At 45.3% G+C, this 19,975-nt stretch carries 14 protein-coding genes and 1 tRNA gene; 8 read left to right on the top strand and 7 right to left on the bottom strand.

Annotation, left to right across the window (positions count from 1 at the left end; all coding sequences use genetic code 11):
• A complete protein-coding gene (locus ACK8OT_RS12230) occupies positions 1–1,197 on the bottom strand; it encodes a glycine C-acetyltransferase (protein ID WP_410196802.1) in 1,197 nt (398 codons plus the stop codon).
• 488 nt (positions 1,198–1,685) lie between these two features.
• On the opposite strand from ACK8OT_RS12230, the gene ACK8OT_RS12225 reads away from it, so the two are divergent.
• The 4 genes from ACK8OT_RS12225 (at position 1,686) to ACK8OT_RS12210 (ending at position 10,384) form a co-directional block, all read left to right on the top strand.
• Positions 1,686–6,710, top strand: coding sequence for a diguanylate cyclase (locus tag ACK8OT_RS12225; protein ID WP_410196801.1), 5,025 nt, complete (start codon positions 1,686–1,688; stop codon positions 6,708–6,710).
• A 16-nt stretch (positions 6,711–6,726) separates the two neighbouring features.
• The gene (locus ACK8OT_RS12220; RefSeq protein WP_410196800.1) at positions 6,727–8,919 is read left to right on the top strand and encodes a nucleoside hydrolase; all 2,193 of its coding nucleotides are present in this window, start codon (positions 6,727–6,729) and stop codon (positions 8,917–8,919) included.
• Positions 8,920–8,993: 74 nt separating this feature from the next.
• The gene (locus ACK8OT_RS12215) at positions 8,994–9,398 is read left to right on the top strand and encodes a DUF3574 domain-containing protein (protein WP_410196799.1); all 405 of its coding nucleotides are present in this window, start codon (positions 8,994–8,996) and stop codon (positions 9,396–9,398) included.
• 239 nt (positions 9,399–9,637) lie between these two features.
• Complete coding sequence (locus ACK8OT_RS12210; RefSeq protein WP_410196798.1) at positions 9,638–10,384, top strand: tRNA-dependent cyclodipeptide synthase; 747 nt, start codon at positions 9,638–9,640, stop codon at positions 10,382–10,384.
• Between the two features lie 564 nt (positions 10,385–10,948).
• Here ACK8OT_RS12210 and ACK8OT_RS12205 read toward each other — a convergent pair.
• The 5 genes from ACK8OT_RS12205 to rpsU form a co-directional block, all read right to left on the bottom strand.
• Positions 10,949–11,025: transfer RNA gene (locus ACK8OT_RS12205), tRNA-Ile, on the bottom strand.
• Positions 11,026–11,316: 291 nt separating this feature from the next.
• Positions 11,317–13,164: an RNA polymerase sigma factor RpoD gene (gene rpoD / locus ACK8OT_RS12200; protein ID WP_410196797.1), complete on the bottom strand. Its 1,848-nt coding sequence runs from the start codon at positions 13,162–13,164 to the stop codon at positions 11,317–11,319.
• A gap of 77 nt (positions 13,165–13,241) precedes the next feature.
• The gene (gene dnaG / locus ACK8OT_RS12195; RefSeq protein WP_410196796.1) at positions 13,242–15,011 is read right to left on the bottom strand and encodes a DNA primase; all 1,770 of its coding nucleotides are present in this window, start codon (positions 15,009–15,011) and stop codon (positions 13,242–13,244) included.
• Positions 15,012–15,204: 193 nt separating this feature from the next.
• Positions 15,205–15,648, bottom strand: coding sequence for a GatB/YqeY domain-containing protein (locus ACK8OT_RS12190; protein WP_410196795.1), 444 nt, complete (start codon positions 15,646–15,648; stop codon positions 15,205–15,207).
• Between the two features lie 13 nt (positions 15,649–15,661).
• Entirely contained in the window at positions 15,662–15,877 is a 216-nt protein-coding gene (gene rpsU, locus ACK8OT_RS12185; RefSeq protein ID WP_119912023.1) for a 30S ribosomal protein S21, read from the bottom strand.
• 233 nt (positions 15,878–16,110) lie between these two features.
• Between rpsU and tsaD the strand changes: the two genes are divergently transcribed.
• Complete coding sequence (gene tsaD, locus ACK8OT_RS12180; protein ID WP_410196794.1) at positions 16,111–17,127, top strand: tRNA (adenosine(37)-N6)-threonylcarbamoyltransferase complex transferase subunit TsaD; 1,017 nt, start codon at positions 16,111–16,113, stop codon at positions 17,125–17,127.
• Positions 17,128–17,185: 58 nt separating this feature from the next.
• Here the strand turns inward: tsaD and plsY are convergent, their stop codons facing one another.
• The gene (plsY, locus tag ACK8OT_RS12175) at positions 17,186–17,845 is read right to left on the bottom strand and encodes a glycerol-3-phosphate 1-O-acyltransferase PlsY (RefSeq protein WP_410196793.1); all 660 of its coding nucleotides are present in this window, start codon (positions 17,843–17,845) and stop codon (positions 17,186–17,188) included.
• A gap of 132 nt (positions 17,846–17,977) precedes the next feature.
• Here plsY and folB point away from each other — a divergent pair, with 132 nt between their 5' ends.
• The 3 genes from folB to ACK8OT_RS12160 are packed head-to-tail and all read left to right on the top strand — an operon-like array spanning position 17,978 to position 19,657.
• Positions 17,978–18,352 carry a dihydroneopterin aldolase gene (gene folB / locus ACK8OT_RS12170; protein WP_410196792.1) on the top strand — a complete coding sequence of 125 codons (375 nt, stop codon included), beginning with the start codon at positions 17,978–17,980 and terminating at the stop codon, positions 18,350–18,352.
• Positions 18,352–18,858, top strand: coding sequence for a 2-amino-4-hydroxy-6-hydroxymethyldihydropteridine diphosphokinase (gene folK / locus ACK8OT_RS12165; protein WP_410196791.1), 507 nt, complete (start codon positions 18,352–18,354; stop codon positions 18,856–18,858). Before folB ends, folK begins: the two co-directional genes overlap by 1 nt.
• A 1-nt stretch (position 18,859) precedes the next feature.
• Positions 18,860–19,657, top strand: a complete 798-nt coding sequence (locus ACK8OT_RS12160) for an undecaprenyl-diphosphate phosphatase (protein WP_410196790.1) — start codon at positions 18,860–18,862, stop codon at positions 19,655–19,657.
• The last annotated feature ends 318 nt before the right edge of the window (positions 19,658–19,975 follow it).

Genomic DNA, 19,975 nt, shown 5'->3' with positions numbered 1-19,975 from the left:
TCATTTGATTAGTCCCATGTCTTGGCCAACGGCAATAAAGGCGTCAATGGCTTGGTCGAGTTGTTCGCGGCTGTGCGCGGCAGACATTTGAGTGCGAATGCGCGCTTGTCCTTGTGGCACCACAGGGAAAGAAAAGCCAATTACGTAGATGCCTTTAGCTAAGGCGCGCTCGGCAAATTCAGCGGCCACTTTAGCGTCACCTAACATGATTGGAATGATGGCATGATCGGCGCCGCCTAGGGTAAAGCCCGCCGCTGCCATGCGAGTGCGAAAATGGCTGGCATTAGCCCAAAGTTGGTCACGTAAGTCATCACTTTGTGCCAACAAATCAATTACTTTAATTGAAGCATTGACGATAGCGGGGGCTAACGAGTTAGAGAATAAATAAGGGCGAGAGCGCTGGCGCAGCCAATCGACTAGCTCTTTTTTACCTGAGGTATAACCGCCCGATGCGCCGCCCATGGCTTTACCCAGTGTGCCGGTAATAATATCAATGCGATCAATTACATTGTGATATTCGTGGGTGCCGCGGCCATGCTCGCCCATAAAGCCCACCGCGTGAGAATCATCCACCATCACGAGGGCATCATATTTATCGGCTAAATCACAAATAGCAGGCAAGTTAGCCACGATGCCATCCATGGAAAACACGCCATCGGTGACAATCAATTTGGTTTTTGCGCCTGCGGCATCGGCCGCGATTAATTGCTCTTCTAATGCCTGCATATCATTGTTGGCATAGCGGTAGCGCATGGCCTTACACAGGCGTACGCCATCTATGATGGAGGCATGGTTAAGAGCGTCAGAAATAATCGCGTCTTCTGCGCCTAAAATGGTTTCAAACAATCCGGTATTGGCATCAAAACACGAGGTGTACAAAATGGTGTCTTCTTTGCCCAAAAACTGCGATAGCTTGTGCTCAAGCTCCTTATGAATGTCTTGGGTGCCACAGATAAAGCGCACCGAGGCCATGCCAAAACCGTGTTGCTCCATGCCATCACAGCCGGCTTTAATCAGCTCAGGGTGATTGGCCAAGCCTAAGTAGTTATTAGCACAGAAATTAAGAACTTGTTCACCGCTGCTGATGGCGATTTGTGCTTGCTGCTGCGAGGTGATCACGCGCTCTGATTTATATAAACCTTGTTCTTTAAGTGCAACAAGCTGTTGTTGGATATGCTGATAAAAGGCTGCAGCCATAACGTTACCTTTAGGTTGAATGCTGTGAAATCTCAGTGGACTTAGGTCGTGTTAAGCCAATCCAAACCAATACCGAGTAGTACCTAAAGTGTAATCCAAGCAGGAAAGGGCGATTATCCCATAAGGTGGAAAATCATTTGTGAAATTGAGGCATTAATGCTTGGTTTATGTTGCTAGGGGGGAGGGTAGGTGCTGAACCTGTGGGATCGGTTTTTTTAAACCGCGAATATTCTCACCCTATTCGCGGAATAAATTCTCCCACAAAAACACTAAGTGTTAGAGATAATAGCTGCATGACTGCAGCTCCCACAAGTACAAGAGCACATCCACTTAAAGCATTATTGTGAAGATCTGCATGAATTAGCGATCAAAAAAACAAAGATCCTGCCGATACAGTCAATCAGCTGATAAGCTGGTAAAACTAACCCAAAAGAAATACTAATTTAGTTCAATTAGGTTGTTAATCTATTGCTGTATATGGAAACAAAATGGATTTAAAGGGATATACTGACATTGAGTTGGTTCACTTGGCGCAGCAAAGCCGAGTGTATCGTGCTTTACGAGAAACAGATCAGGCTCAGGTGATGTTAAAAACGCCTAACCAAGACTTTCCCGATCCTCGTCAGTTATCCGCATTAAAGCGTGAACATAGCATCTTACACACCCTCACCTGTGACGGCCTACCTCAAGCCTTTGACTGTATAGAGCACAAAAACTCATTGGTGTTAGTAAGGCAGTGGTTAGAGGGGATTTCACTGCGCCAGTATGAACAAGAGACTAAACCTTCATTAACTCAATCACTTAATATCGCCATTCAGCTTACAGATATATTGAGCTGCGTGCATCAGCAACATTTCTGTCACCGAGATATTTCGGCCGGTAATGTGATTATTGATCCGGCAACGGGTAAGGTGAGCTTAATTGATTTTTGTTCTGCGCTAGAGTTGCCAAATCGCGCTCGGCAAGTCATTAAGCCCAAGTTTATTGAAGGTTCAAGGCCTTATATGTCGCCCGAACAAACAGGGCGAATGAATCGAGGGCTTGATTTTCGTACCGACTTTTATTCGTTAGGTGTTTTGTTTTACGAGCTCTTTACCCAGCGTTTGCCGTTTACCACATCGGATAACAATGAGCTTATTCATTGTCATATTGCGGTCGAGCCCCCCTTGCCTGATAGGATTAACCCTGAGATCCCCCATGCTTTAGCTCGGCTTATCATTAAGTTAATGAGTAAGTCGCCCGATGATCGCTATCAGAGTGCGCAAGGCATCGCTGCTGATTTACGCCATTGCTTAGCGCAGTGGCAGCAGCATAAACGAATTGATGACTTTGTCTTAGCTCAAGATGATGTCAATGACTGGTTTATCCTGCCGGACAAATTGTATGGTCGGGAGCAAGAAACCTCGGTGTTACTGAAGGCCTTTGATCAGGTGAGTGAAGGGAATGGCCATTTAGTATTTGTTTCTGGTCCCGCTGGAATAGGAAAGACATCACTGATCCGTGAGTTATCCCGGCCTTTGGCAGGCAAGGGCGGTTATATTGTTAGCGGTAAGTATGATCAAGTGATGCGACACCAGCCCTATTCAGCTTTGCTGCAGGCGCTGACTAGCTTGGTTAGGCAATTATTAGCAGAGCCGGTGGCCTTGATTGATTATTGGCGCGATAAAATCCTGCAAGGCGTGGGCGGCAATGGTCAAGTCATTATTGATGTGATCCCTGAGTTGGCTTTGTTGCTAGGCCCGCAGCCTAAACTGGCTACCCTATCGGTCGAGGCGGCATCCACACGATTTAGTACTACGTTTCATAATTTAATCCACAGCTTAGGGCATACACGTTACCCCTTAGTGATTTTCATTGATGATTTACAGTGGATAGACCCGCCCAGTTTAGCCTTGTTTGAAGCTATGGCACCGACCTTGGCCGATTCTTCGTTAATGTTGATCGCCGCTTATCGAGACAACGAAGTCAGCCAAACTCATCCTCTGAGTTTATCTATGCCCAATTTAAAGGCCACTTGCGAGAATGTGTTGTCGATTGCATTAGGTGAGCTAGAAGAATCTGCATTTATTGAATTGGTGCAAGACACAGTGACCCCTGCGGATGTTGATATAGCACAGCTAGTGACCATATTACGTCAACGAGCGCAGGGTAATCCTCTTATTTTCAGAACCATGCTTGCCTCGTTGCATCATCAAGGGCACTTATCTTTCAACAAGGAAACAAACACTTGGGCTTGCTCACTTAAAGAGGTAGCCAAGCTGCCGCAAATGCATAGCTCGTTGGAAATGTTAAGAGCATATATGCTTGAGTTGCCCGAAGCGACCTTGGGCTTATTACGTTTGGCCAGCTGCATTGGTAATACCTTTAGTTTGGATTTGCTGGTTAGCTTGAGTGATTTAGCTCGCGCTAAGTTGGCTACTTTATTGGTACCTTGCGTGAGCGTAGGGTTGATCCAGCCCCTTGATGATGATTTTGAATTGTTGACCACAGAGGCCGGTAACCCATTACCGGATGTTGCGTTCAGTTTTAGCCATGACCGAGTGCAACAAGCCGCCTATACCTGCTTGTCTGAGCAGCAGAAAATTCAGGCTCATTGGCAAATAGGTTGGCAGTTACTGCAAGACAATATCGAGCTGGAAGCTCTATTTGATGCTGTTGAGCATTTAAATCAAGGTTGTACGCTGGCAACTGAGACTGAACGTGACAAGCTGGTTGAATTAAATATTCAAGCGGCGGCCAAAGCCAAGGCATCAGCTGCATTTAGTGTGACTTATAGCTGCTTAAAACAAGCTCAGAGCTTGTTGGTGCAATTAGCCGAGCCTGATAATACCGAGCGTATGATAGAGCTTGAAACTCAATTAGCACAGGCTTGTTATCTCGTGGGGGATTTTGCCCAAGCGCATGCCCTGTATCAAAGTTTAGAGCAGCAGGTTACGCCGGTGGAGGCCAAGCTTAAGCTTTGTAATATCAGAGCTAAACAATATCATCACCAAGGCTTATACCTAGAGTCAGTCGCTCAAGAGCGCGCCGCGCTGGCCTTGTTGGGCATCGATTTACCCGATGATGATGATGCTTTGCTCACTATGTTTGCTGAGCAACAGCAGCAAATAAACGCTTTGCTACAGCGCAATGATGTGGAGCGGCTATACCATCAAGGTGAAGTAGACGAAGCGCACTTTGTGTTAACCCATGAATTGTTGTTTGATTTATTCGTTGACAGTTATTTGCTTGGTCGTGGCCCGTTATTGTCGGTTGCCGCAGCTATCAGTGCCCGGATCTCTATGGAGCAAGGCAATTGTTTTGTAACCTCTGCTGGCTACATTAACTACGCTACTATTTTGTGTTCAAGTGGCCAATATCGTGAAGGTCATGCCATAGGTCGCTTGGCCGTGCGTTTAGCCGATAAATACCAAAACCCTGCATTTCAAAACTATACCTATCATGTTTTTTCGTTAGGCATTAATCACTGGCTTGAGCCTTTAAAATCGAGCTATCACTATTGGCATCAGGCATCAAAATTGTCATTAGAATCCGGCTCGCCTTATGCGGGTTGGGTGTTTTTGCAAAAGCCGCATTTGCTGTTTGCATCCGGGGCACCCTTAATTGAAGTGGCCGAACAAGTTAAGGAAAGTGAGCATTACCTGCAAACCAACAAACTGGATGATGTTGCTCAGTTACTTACTATCATCGTCAGCCAACCTTTAAAGCATTTACGCGGCGAAACGCAGTACTTTGCCACCTTGGATGATGGTTGCTTTAAGACCTCCGAATTACTTAGCCAATATCAAGATGCGCCCTTCTTTCTTGGCCATACTTATTATGCCCAGTTGAGATTGGATTTACTGGCTCAGCAATACCAGTCAGCCGAATTGTTAATGCAACGCTTAGCTGTCATTGAAGCCACCGTACAGGCGCAGATTATACAGGTAGATAGTTGTTGGTTTGTTGGCTTGCAATTAAGTGCCACTTGTCATCAATTAAGCGGTGAGGCCAAGGCTGAGCAGCTCAATTTGCTGCAGCATTTGGTCGATAAGTTTGCCGTGTGGGCGCAGTTGTGTCCTCACAACTTCAAGCATAAATACCTGTTACTTCAAGCTGAGTGGCTGCGCTTAGATGGCCAAACCATGGCCGCATTTGACCATTATGAGTTGGCGCGTGAAGCAGCCCTAGCTGGGCATTTTTTGTTTGATGCGGCCTTGTGTGATGAGTTTACCGGCTTATTCTGGCTGACCTTAAATAAATCTTATCAAGCCGTGAGCTACTTAAAGCGGGCTATGGCGGGTTTTGAACAATGGGGTGCTAAGGGTAAAGTTCAGTGGATGAAGGCAAATTACGCCGGTTTAGCGCCCGAGTTGCAAGGCTTATCTGGCTTGTTTGGCACGGATGATTCCACCTTAGGGAGCCATGATTTTTCAACTGCCCTTGATATCGGCACAGTGCTAAAAGCATCACAGGCGATTTCTCAGCACATCAATATTGACGTATTAACCGACCAGTTGCTCAGTTTAGCGGTGGAAAATGCTGGCGCAACGCGCGGGTTACTACTGTTAAATCAAGAAGATGATTTTATTATCTCGAATGCAAGCAGTGCCAAGGAGGGAGGGGAGATAAAGATTGAACTCGGGCAATCTTATGCTCAGTCAACTTGCTTGTCTCTTAGCATAGTGCGCTTTGTGATTAATACTAAACAGTTAGTGCTTTACTCGCCGAAACAGCACGATGAGCAATTTGATCGTTGCCCTTACCTGAAAAAGCATAATGGTGTTGCGATTATATGTGTGCCCATTGTGCGCCAAAATAAGCTAACGGGGATTATATATCTTGAAAACAATCACCTCGCTGAGGCTTTTATGCCGGAGCGGGTGTATACCTTACAAATTTTGGCAGCTCAGGCGGCTATTTCATTAGAAAACGCGCGAATGTACCTTGATTTACAAGGTTTAAATAAAAATTTAGAAGTATTGGTGAATGAACGAACGCAGAAATTACGTCATGCTAACCAGTTGCTTGTTGAAAAGAATAATGAACTGTATTTGTTATCGATCACAGATCAGCTAACAGGTATCTATAACCGCCGTTATATGGAAGAACAACTTCAAGCAAGTTTAACCACATTGCCGCTGCAGCCTGCCTGTGTTTTGATGCTAGATGTCGATTATTTTAAGCAAGTTAACGACAGTTACGGCCATGATGTAGGGGATGAGGTATTAATTAATGTTGCCAAAATGATCCAACATGCTATTCGACGAGTGGATGTGGCTGGGCGTTGGGGGGGCGAAGAGTTTTTGGTGCTAACCCAGTCCGATCTCGTAGGTGCCAATGCGCACGCCGAGCGTATTGCGCAAGCTCTGGCTCAATATGCTCACCCTCAAGCAGGCACAGTGACAGTTAGTATTGGAGTTACCCCTCTATCAGCAACAGATACGCTAGATACAGCTTTGGTGCGCGTCGATAAGGCGTTATATGAAGCCAAAAATCTAGGGCGTAACCAAGTGGTGAGTAGGACTAAGTAATGAGTAAGGAAGACAAGTGCGAGTGAAACAAGATAACAACAGCCGAGCTAGCAAAAAAGCACTATTAGTTGTCACTAGCCATACTGAACTTGACGATACAGGTCAAAAAACAGGGTTTTGGTTTGATGAATTAGCGACCCCTTTTTGGGGGCTGTACGATGCAGGATATGAAGTCTGCATAGCTTCGATAAAAGGGGGTAAAGCCAGTGCAGATCCTCTTAGCGCCCAAGGGGAGTTTGCAACGCCAGCCGTTAAGCGCTTTTTAGCATCTGATTTTGCTATGTCTTTACTAGACGATACTTTGCTGATTGATGAAGTGAATGTTACCCCTTTCACTACTTTGTTTCTTTGCGGTGGCCATGGCACCTTGTGGGATTTTAAGCAAAGTCGTGGCTTAGCCAGAGTGGTGAGTGAATTTTACGCCGCGCAAAAGTTAATTGCGGGTGTTTGCCATGGCCCAACAGGACTTCTGTCAGCAAAAAAGCCGGATGGCAGTGCGTTGGTTACAGGCTTAAAACTAACCGCCTTCTCGGACGCCGAAGAAACCTTAACTCCACCGCAATATATTGAAGCCTTACCTTATCACTTAGAAGATGCCTTGGTTGAGCAAGGGGCAAATTATCAGTGTGGGCAACCGAATGCGCAATTTGTACGTTCGGAAAAGGGCCTGATCACCGGGCAAAACCCCGCTTCTGTTGCGCTGGTGACGAAAACGTTATTGGATGCACTGAGTAAAAAGCGGGTGTGGGTAGACACTAACCTCGCGATAGGCACGGCAAACGAAGCAGGGCAATCATGCAAGATAGATAATGCTTATGCGCTGCTTAGTCTTTTTAATAGCAGTAATGTAAAGGTGCAGGGCATAAGTAGCGTGTTTGGCGAGACAGATACACTCACTGCATCTCAACTTGCCAAAATGTTAGCGAACCGTTTTGGCCCGGTTGCTTTACCTGTTGCGACAGGTGCTGCTCAAGCCCTCAATATCAGCGAGGTGAAGTCTAATCAAGCGGTGGAGCGTTTAGCGCAATCATTACGTCAAGAGCCGATGACGCTGGTGGCACTGGGGCCGTTGACCAATATTGCCACGCTTATCCTGCTTTATCCTGAATTAACCAACAAGATAGAGCAGCTTATTTGGGTGGCTGGACGCGCCAGTGAGCATTCGGCTTTTATTGCTGGCCCTAAACAGCAAACGCCATTTGCTGATATGGGCTTTGAGTTAGATGTGGATGCTGCGCGAGTCGTATTAGCAAGTGATATTCCTGTGGTGTTGACGCCATTTGAGTTAGCTAGCCAAGTGTGTGTAACCCAAGCTGATGTAACTGCATTAGAGGAAAGTCATGGCGTTGGCGAATATTTAGCTGAGCATTCACAGCCTTGGCTAAATAGATGGACGCAAGATTATGGCGCGCAAGGATTTTCGCCGATAGCGGCACTGGCTGCCGGGTTTGCGATAAACCCAAATCGATACCAATGGCAAAAATTAGCGGTAGAGTTTCGTATTGCCGCCGATGATACCAAAGGTGCCCGCTTTGGCACACCAGAGCAATATAAGCCTTATCTCATTGCATCCCCGGAATGCCAAAGCCCCTATTCGGTGCTTTATTGTACGCATGTGGTCGGCGACTTTAAGCAATCTCTGCTATCAAGGATCATTAACCCCAATGATCCGGCTAAGTACATTGCTGCCGTGTCGCACTTAAATATCATAGTGGACGACGTTGATGAAGCGACCGCGTTTTATCAGCGAACCCTTGGCTTTGAACAGGCCTATGATGAAGCGGGTGAAATCATGGATTATCCGCATTTAACATTGGCCTCTTTTGCTAAAGATGCAGGTTTTAGCAATGGTAAAGTTGATGTTGATATCCGCTTTTTACGTCACCCGACCGCCGGCCTTTACCTTGAGCTAATGCGTTATTACACACCGAAAGGTGAGCAAACTATCACCAAGAAAAACACCCATGATATGGGCGGTGTACGTCATACCGCTCTTGAGGTAAACGATATTATGGAAGCTTTCAATTATCTAAAAGACCAGCCAGGTGTTGAAATGGTGCGTTATCCCGATGGCCATGAAGATGATGAGCAAGGGCCACCTATGGTGCTTGCGCCTTTTCCCATGTCATTTTTCTATTGGCGTGATCAATACGGTGTGCAATGGGAAATGGAGTGTGGCCGCAAAAGAGGCTATTTAAGAGGGATTTAAATCCCCCCTTTCTAATTCATCGCACACTGGCTGCTTGCTGGTGTGTGCCTTCCAAGTTTTACAAAGGAAAAACCATGCTTAACCAAGCTCATTATGTTCGTCTTGCGCTGATATTCATTCTGGTTTTTTGCCCATTGCGAGTTTTTGCCAGTGATTATTACAGCGTGCAACTATATTTTGGCTTGTCTTTACCAACGGGTGGAGGGGTGTCGCTAAAGCAATGGGATACATTTATGACTGAGCACATTGCCAGCCGCTTTGAAGGTTTTAACGTAGTGGATTCGGTCGGATATTGGCAAGGCGAGCCTGAGCGCTCAAAAATTGTGACCATAGTACTAAAGGCAAACAGAGTGACAGATGCTGAAGCTGTCGCACGAGTATATGCGAAACTATTTCATCAAGATTCGGTGATGATGGTGCAACACCCCGTTACTAAGCTTGAGTTTGTTACAGTAAAAGAACCAGAGCGGAGTAAATAGTGCGCTCAGCGATTGCATTCTGAGGCAACTCTTTCTGTGCCAATGCATTTTCTTGGTGTTCACATTTAATTAATTGTTTTTAAAGTTATAATTTGTTATTTCTTTTGTCGTTTTTTAGCCTTTTTATATGATTGTATGCACGCTATTAGAAAGGCACTTAAGAGTAATGTAATAGTACAGTATGTTTTGAAGCTGCATGCTACGTGCCATCAGGTTTTGGACACATGTAGGGCAATTTAATGGCTAATGAAACAGCTTCACCATTTTCAACCAGCGACCATTCGTTTCGCTATAAAGCAGAAGTTCGTCTAGTTTCACCCGCGTCTGCGCGTGGCACATCAAATCACAACACAAAATGTTTTGTCGGCATAAGCCTAGAAAGCCCCGTCTTCATTGGACATAAACTTCAATCAATAATTGACTTCGTGTCAAATAGGTACTCTGACTGCTGCTTTCTCCTCGGTGACCATGTTCACCGTTTAACGCTACAAATGAATAATGATTTTACTCGAGAGGAAAGCTTTAACCATGCAATCAACCTTGGAAATTCTTTTCTCAGTTCTCAGGGGCATATTTTAAGAAATAGCAAAACAGGCAAACCTTTCGATCTTGTTCGTGGATCTGAAATTTATCATTTACCTGAAGTGCTGGGCTACCTTTCGGTGTTAAAGACGATCTTTGAACAAGATATTGAGTTTAGGAGTGCCGTTGAGCATTTTGCTGACCAGTTTATTGCACGGCAGCATATAGTGCAGCCCAATCGCGCAATTCAGCTGTCGTCAGAGTATGTCCTTGAGGAGCTAGCTGAGACTTGTTATATGATATCGTCTGGCTATGAAACTCTGGTTTACCCAGGTTCGCTTGCTATTTTTCAGCAGATTTCCGATAAAAAATTTAGTGATCTCCCAGTCGAGTTAGATAAATTAGTTAATGTCAGTTTGCGTATTAAGAGGCGTGGGAAGAAAATGCAGCTTCAGTGTGCCTAATGTATAGAAATTATTCGCTTTACTGATTTATTAGTTAAGCGCTCAGTTAACTGGTTAATTGAGCGCTCACGCGCATAAAAGATGAAAGGGAAAGTGGCAATTTATACCGCTACCAGCGCGGCTACCCCCTATCGCCCGAGTTAAGAGACCATTTCACGGTTTCCCAAGCTGCCTCAGCTCTTTTCAAAAAGGCGACGGATGCGTCGATTACTGTGATGTAGTTCTCATCATTAACAGGGAGACTAGAAAGCTCATGCTCTTTATTATCAATGGTTACACTCTGAATTCTAAAGGGCATAATTACTTTAACTCATTATAAAAATATTCACAGTTTACATAAAGCTAGATGGGAGTTAAAAGATTTGAAGATGAAGAATATTGCGCTAAACCACATATTCAGTAAATTCACCGATATATGAATGAATTATTGCTTGAACCTCCCTCTACGAGTCGGGAGATTGAAATTTCTATTCACGAAACATTTTGGCTTGTGCTTAACCCGACCTGTTAGAGCCAGATAAAGAAAAGCACCTAGCGAGATTTTCGCTAAGTGCTTGATAAATTTGGTGGCCCCTCACAGACTTGAACTGTGGACCTACCGATTATGAGTCGGGTGCTCTAACCAACTGAGCTAAGGGGCCTTATTGTTGCTCTTTAAGGTTGCAGAAGCGCTAGACTTCTGTCTCGACATCCTTATCTTAGCTCAGCCAAATGAGCTGCAAGCCGATGAGATAAAAGGTCGTTTTATTGTTCTTATTAAGCGGGGGAGATTATATATAGCTAGTTTGCCTGTGTCTACCACTGCCAGATCGTTTGCTGATTTTATGTTCAGTTTACGGAGGTTATCGTTTGGTTAGCTTATTGGAGCTGAAATTTTGGCAAAAAAATACCAGCGCTAGGCTGGTATTTTTAATCACAGAAATAACGAGAAGTTACTCGTCTAAGAAGCTGCGTAGTTGTTCACTGCGGCTTGGGTGGCGCAGTTTACGTAATGCTTTGGCTTCAATTTGACGAATACGCTCACGGGTTACGTCAAATTGTTTACCCACTTCTTCTAGGGTGTGGTCGGTATTCATGTCGATACCAAAACGCATCCGTAGTACTTTGGCTTCACGTGCGGTTAGGCCAGCTAATACGTCGTTAGTCGCATTTTTTAGGCTTTCGCTGGTGGCCGAGTCAACTGGTAAATGGATGGTTGTATCTTCGATGAAATCACCTAAGTGCGAATCTTCATCATCACCAATTGGCGTTTCCATTGAGATTGGCTCTTTGGCAATTTTTAATACCTTACGGATCTTGTCTTCCGGCATCATCATACGCTCTGCCAATTCTTCAGGAGTTGGTTCGCGGCCCATCTCTTGTAGCATTTGACGTGAGATACGGTTCAGTTTGTTGATGGTTTCAATCATGTGAACCGGAATACGTATGGTGCGTGCTTGGTCTGCAATCGAACGCGTAATAGCTTGACGGATCCACCATGTGGCGTAAGTTGAGAACTTGTAACCACGGCGGTATTCAAACTTATCAACCGCTTTCATTAGGCCAATGTTACCTTCTTGGATTAGATCCAAGAATTGTAGGCCACGGTTGGTGTATTTTTTCGCGATTGAAATTACCAGACGTAAGTTCGCTTCAACCATTTCTTTTTTAGCACGGCGAGCTTTCGCTTCACCTATGCTCATGCGTCGGTTGATGTCTTTAATATCGGTAATGTTTAGGCCGGTTTCTTCTTCAACCGAGGCCATTTTCACGATACAACGCAAAATTTCGTCGCGTAGTACGGCTAATGAATCGCTATAAGACTTGCCTTCGGCGATGGCATTCTCTAACCAAGTTCGGTCAGTTTCGTTACCTGGGAATACGGATACGAATGCTTTCTTAGGCATCTTACATTGGTCAACAACCATTTTTAAGATAAGACGCTCTTGAACACGAACGCGATCCATCATTGAGCGCATGTTGCTTACCATGCGGTCAAATTGCTTAGGTACTAAACGGAATTCTTTAAATACTTCCGCTAGATCGCCAATGGCTGCTTTGGCTTCTGGGCTTTGACGGCCTGATTTTTCGATAACCGCTAGTAAGTTGTCGTGCGCAGTACGTAGGGCTGCAAATTTTTCACGTGCTTCTTCTGGGTCTGGGCCTTTATCGCCTTCATCATCGTCACTGCTATCTTCGTCATCATCGTCGTCATCAAGATCTTCGTCATCGAGATCATCATCTGACAATTCAGAACCAATGTGCGTCGCAGTTGGGGCTAAGGTTTCAGCTTCATTTGGGTCAATAAAGCCTGAAATGATGTCGCTTAGCTTGATTTCTTCCGCTTCGTAGCGATCCCATTGCTCAAGTAGGTAATGGATTGCTTCTGGGTATTCGGAAACCGAAGTTTGGACAAGATTAATGCCTTCTTCGATACGCTTGGCGATGTCAATTTCGCCTTCACGGGTTAATAGTTCAACTGTGCCCATTTCGCGCATGTACATGCGAACAGGATCGGTAGTACGACCAATTTCTGATTCCACAGAGGCAAGTGCTTGAGCAGCTGCTTCAGCCGCATCTTCATCTGCGGTATCTTCAGATAACATAAGATCATCGGCGTCAGGTGCGTTTTCTACTACCTGAATACCCATGTCGTTAATCATTTGAATGATATCTTCAATTTGATCAGAATCGACGATGTCTTGGGGTAAGTGATCATTAACTTCGGCGTAAGTAAGGAAGCCTTGTTCTTTACCTTTGGTAACCAGAAGTTTTAACTGAGACTGAGGGGTTGGCTCCATAGACTCCATCCGATTAGGGTTTAAGGATTGGTGCAAAAATGCAAGGGCGCGATTATAATGCCTTTGCGCTAAATTTACTAGTTAGAAGATGATAACTTTCTACTTTGAATCAGTTCACTGAGCTGTTTTTTTTGTTCTAAGCTCAGCTGGCCTGTTCGTGCTTTAGCAAGTAATGCTTCTTCTTTTTGCTCGATATACGTTGCGAGTAACTTATCTAACGTGTCTAAAAACACCGCTTCAATTTGTGGTGCTTCAATATGATGGTCCCACATGGCCAATTTTGCCAGTTGTTGACCTTCTTTTGTGCCTCGCCAATCTTCTAATAACTGACCTGTTGTGATATGGGGATGTTGTTGGCACTTTTCAAGTAATTGTGAAAAAAGGCCACTGCCAGCTAGGTTAAGTTCAGCCAATTCTGGCATTGGCGGCAAATCACTCGCCAATTGTGGATATTGGACAATCAAGGCCACCGCCATTCGCATCGGGGTCACTTTAGGCTGCTGAGCTCGTTTAGGCTTTACTTCTTGCTCGGTTGTATCTGATGAAGGTAATAATTTTTCTAAGCCAGCGAGATCGATAGCCAGTAAATTTGCTAATTTTTCCTTCATCATATGGCTAAATACGTTATTAGGCAGTTTCGCGATCAATGGCATGGCCAGTTGGGCTAACTTGGTCTTACTATCGCGACTGCCCATATCCACTTGCTGTAATAAATTATCAAACAAAAAGTCAGATAACGGTGTAGCCTTTGCGAGCCGTTGTTCGAAGGCTTCTTTACCTTCTTGTCGCACCATGGAATCTGGGTCTTCACCATCAGGCAAAAACATAAATTTCAACGATTTACCATCTTGAAGTAAGGGTAGGGCGTTTTCTAAAGCGCGCCATGCGGCGGCGCGTCCGGCGCGGTCACCATCATAACAACAGATCACTTCGTCGGTGGTTCTAAACAAGGTTTGCATGTGCTCGGGTGTGGTACTGGTACCAAGGGAAGCGACAGCATAGTCGATGCCAAATTGCGCCAAGGCAACGACATCCATATAGCCTTCAACCACTAATATTTTGGCGACGTCTTTGTGGGCTTTTTTTACTTCATAAAGGGCGTATAACTCTCGCCCTTTATGAAAAATGGGGGTTTCGGGTGAGTTGAGGTATTTGGGCGTGCCATCACCCAGTACGCGACCACCAAAACCGATGACGCGACCACGGCGATCTCGAATTGGGAACATCACACGATCACGAAAACGGTCATAGCTACCGCCGCCGTCTTTTTCTATCAGCATCCCCCCTTCAATCAATTGTGCCTGACTATCGCGATTAGGTGCGAAGCGTTTTTTCACTTCATCCCAGCCATCGGGGGCAAAGCCGATGCCAAATTGTTGGCAAATTTCACCGCTTAGGCCGCGGCCTTTAAGGTAGTCAATCACGCGTTGACTATGAGCTTGACCACGCAATTGCTGCTGATAAAAGCGAGCAATTTGCTCCATCACTTGGTAAAGATCTTTTTTGCCTTGAATTTGTGCGGGGGTTGGGGCTGGGCCAGTGCCTTGTTCGCGTGGTACATCTAAACCATGCATACTGGCTAGCTCTTCGATGGCATCGGGAAATTCTAAGCCATCATATTCCATTACAAAGCTAATGGCATTGCCGTGAGCACCACAGCCAAAACAATGATAAAACTGCTTATTGGGGCTAACCGTGAAGGACGGGGATTTTTCGTTGTGAAACGGACAACAAGCCTGATAGTTTTGCCCGGCTTTTTTTAGTTTTACTCGGCTGTCGATAAGATCAACGATATCGGTGCGAGTGAGAAGGGTATCGATAAAATCGCGTGGGATCCTGCCTGCCATAAACCCTCAAAAAACTAAATGAAATCAATCAGCCGCTGATGTTAAGCAAGCCATATGGTGTGCTTTTGGTTTGCACTATTATCGCGTTAAGCTGATAACCTAGCAGTAAAAACAGCAGAAATAAAACGTCAGAAACAAACAAGCCGCACACTTTCGAAAAAGTCGCGGCTTGTTCAATCAGCTTAGAATGAGATTAAGATAAACTGGCTTTAATTTTGCCGCTTACTTGTCCCATGTCCGCTCTACCTTGAATTTGGCTTTTGATCGCCGCCATTACCTTGCCCATATCTTGCATACCTTGTGCACCGGTAGATTCCAGTGCAGCAGCGATAATGCTGTCAACTTCTTCCTCGCTAAGAGGTTGAGGTAAGAATTCTTGAAGAACACTCAGCTCTTCAGATTCTTTATCGGCTAGATCTTGACGATTTGCTGCTTCAAACTGAGCGATAGAATCTTTACGCTGTTTCACCATTTTAGTGATAACAGTGATAATTTCTTCGTCAGATAACTCAACTTGGTTATCGACTTCGCTTTGTTTAATGGCCGCCATTAGCATACGAATTGCACCTAAACGGATTTTATCCTTGGCACGCATCGCTGCTTTTTGTTGGTCTTGCAACTTCTCTTTCAAGGTCATTACGAACGCCTTATTAGTAAAGACGAACGCGACGTGCGTTTTCGCGAGCTAGCTTTTTCAAGTGACGCTTAACTGCAGAAGCTTTAGCGCGTTTGCGAACGGTAGTCGGTTTTTCGAAATATTCGCGACGGCGAACTTCAGAAAGGATACCTGCTTTTTCGCATGAACGCTTAAAGCGACGTAGTGCAACATCAAACGGTTCGTTTTCACGTACTTTTATTACTGGCATATGCCCATCACCTCAGGGTGTTGTGTGAAGCCGGTCGTAGATTGACCAGTCTGTTTAAAAATGGTGCGGAATTTTAATCCTATTAGGGGGCATTTGTAAACCCCCTATTAATTGTCTCTGGAGAAAAAAGCTGTGAATCGTTACACTAGCGCCAAATTTTAGCCTGTGTTTGCCCTGATGTGGATGCAAATTTTGATGTGTTGAATGGCTAACTCTATTTTTGAGGTGTGAAAATGCGAATTTTAGGAATTGAAACGTCCTGTGATGAAACCGGCGTGGCCATTTATGATGATGAGCTTGGTTTACTGGCTCATCGTTTATACAGTCAGGTGAAGCTGCACGCTGATTATGGTGGTGTGGTCCCCGAATTAGCGTCTCGTGATCACGTTCGTAAAACCATTCCTTTGATTAAAGAAGCGTTAGCCGAGGCAAATTGCACTAAAGATGATATTGACGGTATTGCTTATACCGCAGGTCCTGGGCTCGTTGGCGCCTTATTGGTTGGAGCAACCATAGGTCGCAGTATTGCATATGCATGGAATGTCCCTGCTGTAGCGGTGCATCATATGGAAGGTCATTTATTAGCGCCGATGCTAGAAGATGAGCGTCCTGAGTTTCCTTTTCTTGCCTTACTTGTATCGGGCGGCCATAGCATGATGGTGAACGTGCAGGGCATAGGTGAATATGAGGTGTTAGGTGAAAGTGTTGATGACGCCGCAGGTGAAGCATTTGATAAAACAGCTAAATTAATGGGACTGGATTATCCAGGTGGGCCGTTATTGGCTAAGTTAGCCGAGCAGGGGACTCCGGGGCGTTTTACCTTCCCAAGGCCGATGACAGATAAACCGGGATTAGATTTCAGCTTCAGTGGTTTGAAAACCTTTGCCGCTAATACTATTCGCAGCGAAGGGGATGATGAGCAGACCCGCGCCGATATTGCTTATGCGTTTCAGGATGCGGTGATTGATACCTTGGCTATCAAGTGCCGTCGTGCTTTAGATCAAACCGGCTTAAAGTCCTTGGTTATTGCCGGCGGCGTGAGCGCGAACAAACAATTACGTGAGCAATTGGATGTGATGATGCAAAAACGTGGCGGCAAGGTTTATTATCCGCGCCCTGCATTTTGTACCGACAACGGCGCTATGATTGCCTATGCGGGGATGCAGCGTTTAAAGGCTGGGCAAGTGGAAAGTTTAAGCATTCAAGCCAAGCCTCGTTGGCCGATTGATACCTTAGCGCCTTTGGCATAGCCTCGGGTACATAGCTGAAACTAAAGCTAGAACTAAACCGATAGCAAACGGTTGGCGTTTATTGAGATTTATCCGTTTGCTTATTTGTCGTCGATTTGGTTTCTTGCTGAGTTTCATGCTTGTCCATCGAAAATTTACGCCAAATCTTTAGCTCGGTGCCTCGATAGAGGCGCGCTATATTTTCATGGTGGCGCAAAATGACTAAGCAGCCCAGCATAGAAACGGGCAGGGTATATTCAGGCTTAATAAGGTAAGTAAACAAAGGCGCAAGCAACGCGGTGATAATTGCGGCCAACGATGAATAACCACTTAGCGCTACAACTAGCAGCCAACAGCCAACCAACGCCCCCGCGATATCCATGCCCAAAGGTAACATGGCTCCCATTGAGGTAGCGACCGCTTTGCCGCCTTTAAAATGAAAGAAAATGGGATAAATGTGGCCTAAACAAGCCGCGACACCCACCAAGCCAATATAGACGGGCTCAAAACCGGCCCAATAAGCGCAATAAACCGGCAAGGTTCCTTTTAGTAAATCGGCTAACAACACCCAAGCCGCAGCTTGTGGCCCGCCTAATCGCAGTACATTGGTGGTGCCGGGGTTGTTGGAGCCATGAAGGCGAGGGTCGGGAAGTTTTTTTAATCGGCAGATTAAAACAGCACTGGAGACTGAGCCCAGTAAGTAGGCTAAAAAAATAAAGACAATGACGGTGGCAGTCATAAAATGCTGTTTTTCCTTCTTGGCTTTTTGCGCTATTATCGCCGCTCTTAAATTGCCTACCGATAATACGCTTAATTATTGGGCGGTGGTAGCCCTTCTCGGCCAAAAAAATCAAACAGTCAGGAAAGCAAAATGGATCGCGTTTTTATTAACTCTTTGGAAGTCTTGTGCACCATAGGTGTATATGAATGGGAAAAGACCATTAAGCAAAAGCTGGTATTTGACTTGGTGTTAGCCTTTGATAATCGCCCCGCAGCCCAAGATGACAATATAGTTTTAGCCTTGGATTATGCCGTGTTATCGCAACGCATTGTTGAATTTGCCCAAAATCATACCTTTGAGTTAATCGAAACCATGGCTGAGCGAGTAGCGACAATGATTTTGGCTGAGTTTAACGTGCCCGGATTACAGTTAACCTTAAGCAAACCCGGTGCGGTGCCAATGGCTGCAAATGTGGGCGTGCAAATTACCCGAGGTAACTTTAATGGCCAAGGTACCTCCTTGTAATGGCGCAAATATATATTAGCGTTGGCTCTAATATCGACCGCGCTTATTATATTCAAGCGGGGATAGACGCGATGGCCGCTGTGTTTGGTGAGCTAAGCATTTCATCTGTGTTTGAAAGCGAAGCCGTCGGTTTTAACGGCAGTGCATTTTATAATTTGGTGGTGGGCGCACAAACCCAATTATCAGCGGCGCAAGTGGCTAGCTACCTCAAGCAAATTGAACTTGAACATGGTCGTACGCCTGATTCACGTAAATTTTCGCCGCGTACTTTAGATCTCGATTTATTGCTGTATGACGACTTGATCACAGATCAAGGCGTGCAACTGCCTCGTGAGGAAATTCCTCATAATGCCTTTGTGCTGTGGCCGCTTGCTGAGTTAGCGCCGGAGAGCGTTCATCCTATTTTAGGAAAAAATTACCGCACGCTCTGGCAAAATTACGACAAATCTTCACAAAAACTGTGGAAAATCCCTTTTATTTGGAACACGTCAGGAAGGAACAATTAGCATGACCATGCTTGAAATAGTGGTGCTGGCCATTGTACAGGGCTTAACGGAATTTTTACCTATCTCTAGCTCGGCGCACCTAATATTGCCCTCGCAAATTTTAGGCTGGCAAGACCAAGGCCTCGCGTTTGATGTTGCGGTGCACGTTGGTACCTTGATTGCGGTGGTGCAGTATTTTCGCCGTGAGGTTTCCACCATGGCTGTTGCGTGGACCGGCTCGGTGTTAAAGCGTCAACATAATCAAGACAGTAAGCTTGCTTGGTGGATAATTTTAGGCACCATCCCGGCGGGCCTATTTGGCTTGTTTGGCAAAGACTTTATTGAGACTTACTTGCGCAGTGGCTACGTGATTGCGACCACTACCATAGTGTTTGGTTTACTGCTGTTACTGGCAGATAAATTAGCTAAACAACAAGTAACTGAATATCAGCTAGGTTGGAAAACGGTATTGCTGATTGGTTTTGCCCAAGCCATGGCGTTAATTCCAGGAACATCTCGCTCTGGTGTGACCATGACGGCGGGTTTGTTTTTAGGCATGACACGACAAGCGGCGGCGCGTTTCTCTTTCTTATTGTCCATCCCGTTGATTTTTTTGGCGGGAAGTTATTTAACCTTGAAGCTAATCACCTCTGGTGAGGCGGTTGATTGGTTTGCCATGATAGTGGGGGCTTTGTTGGCTTATATCAGCGCCCTTATCTGTATCACCTTCTTCTTAAAAGTGATTGAAAAGATGGGGATGCTGCCTTTCGTTATTTATCGTTTGGCATTGGGTATCGCGTTATTTGTGGTGCTGGCATAAGCATGTGGTAGCTAGGCTGATAGTTTAGCCTAGCTAACCTGAGCCTTAGACAAGCCATAGCGTATAAATAATCCGCAAAAACGCAGTGAATATGTCCCTATATACCCAAGTTACTTCAAGATGCTTGTTCAGCGAGAATTTGTAGGCCTTGGCCGCAGGTCGTTAGGCGCGACGCTGATTTGAGACATAGTGATTCACGGTTGTTAAACTACGTTGAAAATCAGCTATATACTCTGCGTATTCTCCCTTGAGAACGAAATTTTGCTGCTTATCCAAACGGTATCTATTTGAAGTACCTTTAACTAAAGCCGAAGTTAG

It is taken from the genome of Motilimonas thetidivivens (genome assembly GCF_046452435.1).
Taxonomy (GTDB): domain Bacteria; phylum Pseudomonadota; class Gammaproteobacteria; order Enterobacterales; family CBDFNC01; genus Motilimonas.
The sequence above is the reverse complement of the archived record's forward strand: the minus strand, read 5'-3'. Positions and strand labels throughout refer to the sequence as shown.

Bases quoted from the DNA above. Each gene is read 5' to 3' on its own strand.
- folK (WP_410196791.1), top strand. From the start codon at position 18,352: ATGGCGCAAATATATATTAGCGTTGGCTCTAATATCGACCGCGCTTAT.
- plsY (WP_410196793.1), bottom strand. From the start codon at position 17,845: ATGACTGCCACCGTCATTGTCTTTATTTTTTTAGCCTACTTACTGGGC.
- ACK8OT_RS12190 (WP_410196795.1), bottom strand. From the start codon at position 15,648: ATGACCTTGAAAGAGAAGTTGCAAGACCAACAAAAAGCAGCGATGCGT.
- ACK8OT_RS12210 (WP_410196798.1), top strand. From the start codon at position 9,638: ATGGCTAATGAAACAGCTTCACCATTTTCAACCAGCGACCATTCGTTT.
- tsaD (WP_410196794.1), top strand. From the start codon at position 16,111: ATGCGAATTTTAGGAATTGAAACGTCCTGTGATGAAACCGGCGTGGCC.
- ACK8OT_RS12225 (WP_410196801.1), top strand. From the start codon at position 1,686: ATGGATTTAAAGGGATATACTGACATTGAGTTGGTTCACTTGGCGCAG.
- ACK8OT_RS12160 (WP_410196790.1), top strand. From the start codon at position 18,860: ATGACCATGCTTGAAATAGTGGTGCTGGCCATTGTACAGGGCTTAACG.
- folB (WP_410196792.1), top strand. From the start codon at position 17,978: ATGGATCGCGTTTTTATTAACTCTTTGGAAGTCTTGTGCACCATAGGT.
- dnaG (WP_410196796.1), bottom strand. From the start codon at position 15,011: ATGGCAGGCAGGATCCCACGCGATTTTATCGATACCCTTCTCACTCGC.
- rpsU (WP_119912023.1), bottom strand. From the start codon at position 15,877: ATGCCAGTAATAAAAGTACGTGAAAACGAACCGTTTGATGTTGCACTA.
- ACK8OT_RS12215 (WP_410196799.1), top strand. From the start codon at position 8,994: ATGCTTAACCAAGCTCATTATGTTCGTCTTGCGCTGATATTCATTCTG.
- ACK8OT_RS12230 (WP_410196802.1), bottom strand. From the start codon at position 1,197: ATGGCTGCAGCCTTTTATCAGCATATCCAACAACAGCTTGTTGCACTT.
- rpoD (WP_410196797.1), bottom strand. From the start codon at position 13,164: ATGGAGCCAACCCCTCAGTCTCAGTTAAAACTTCTGGTTACCAAAGGT.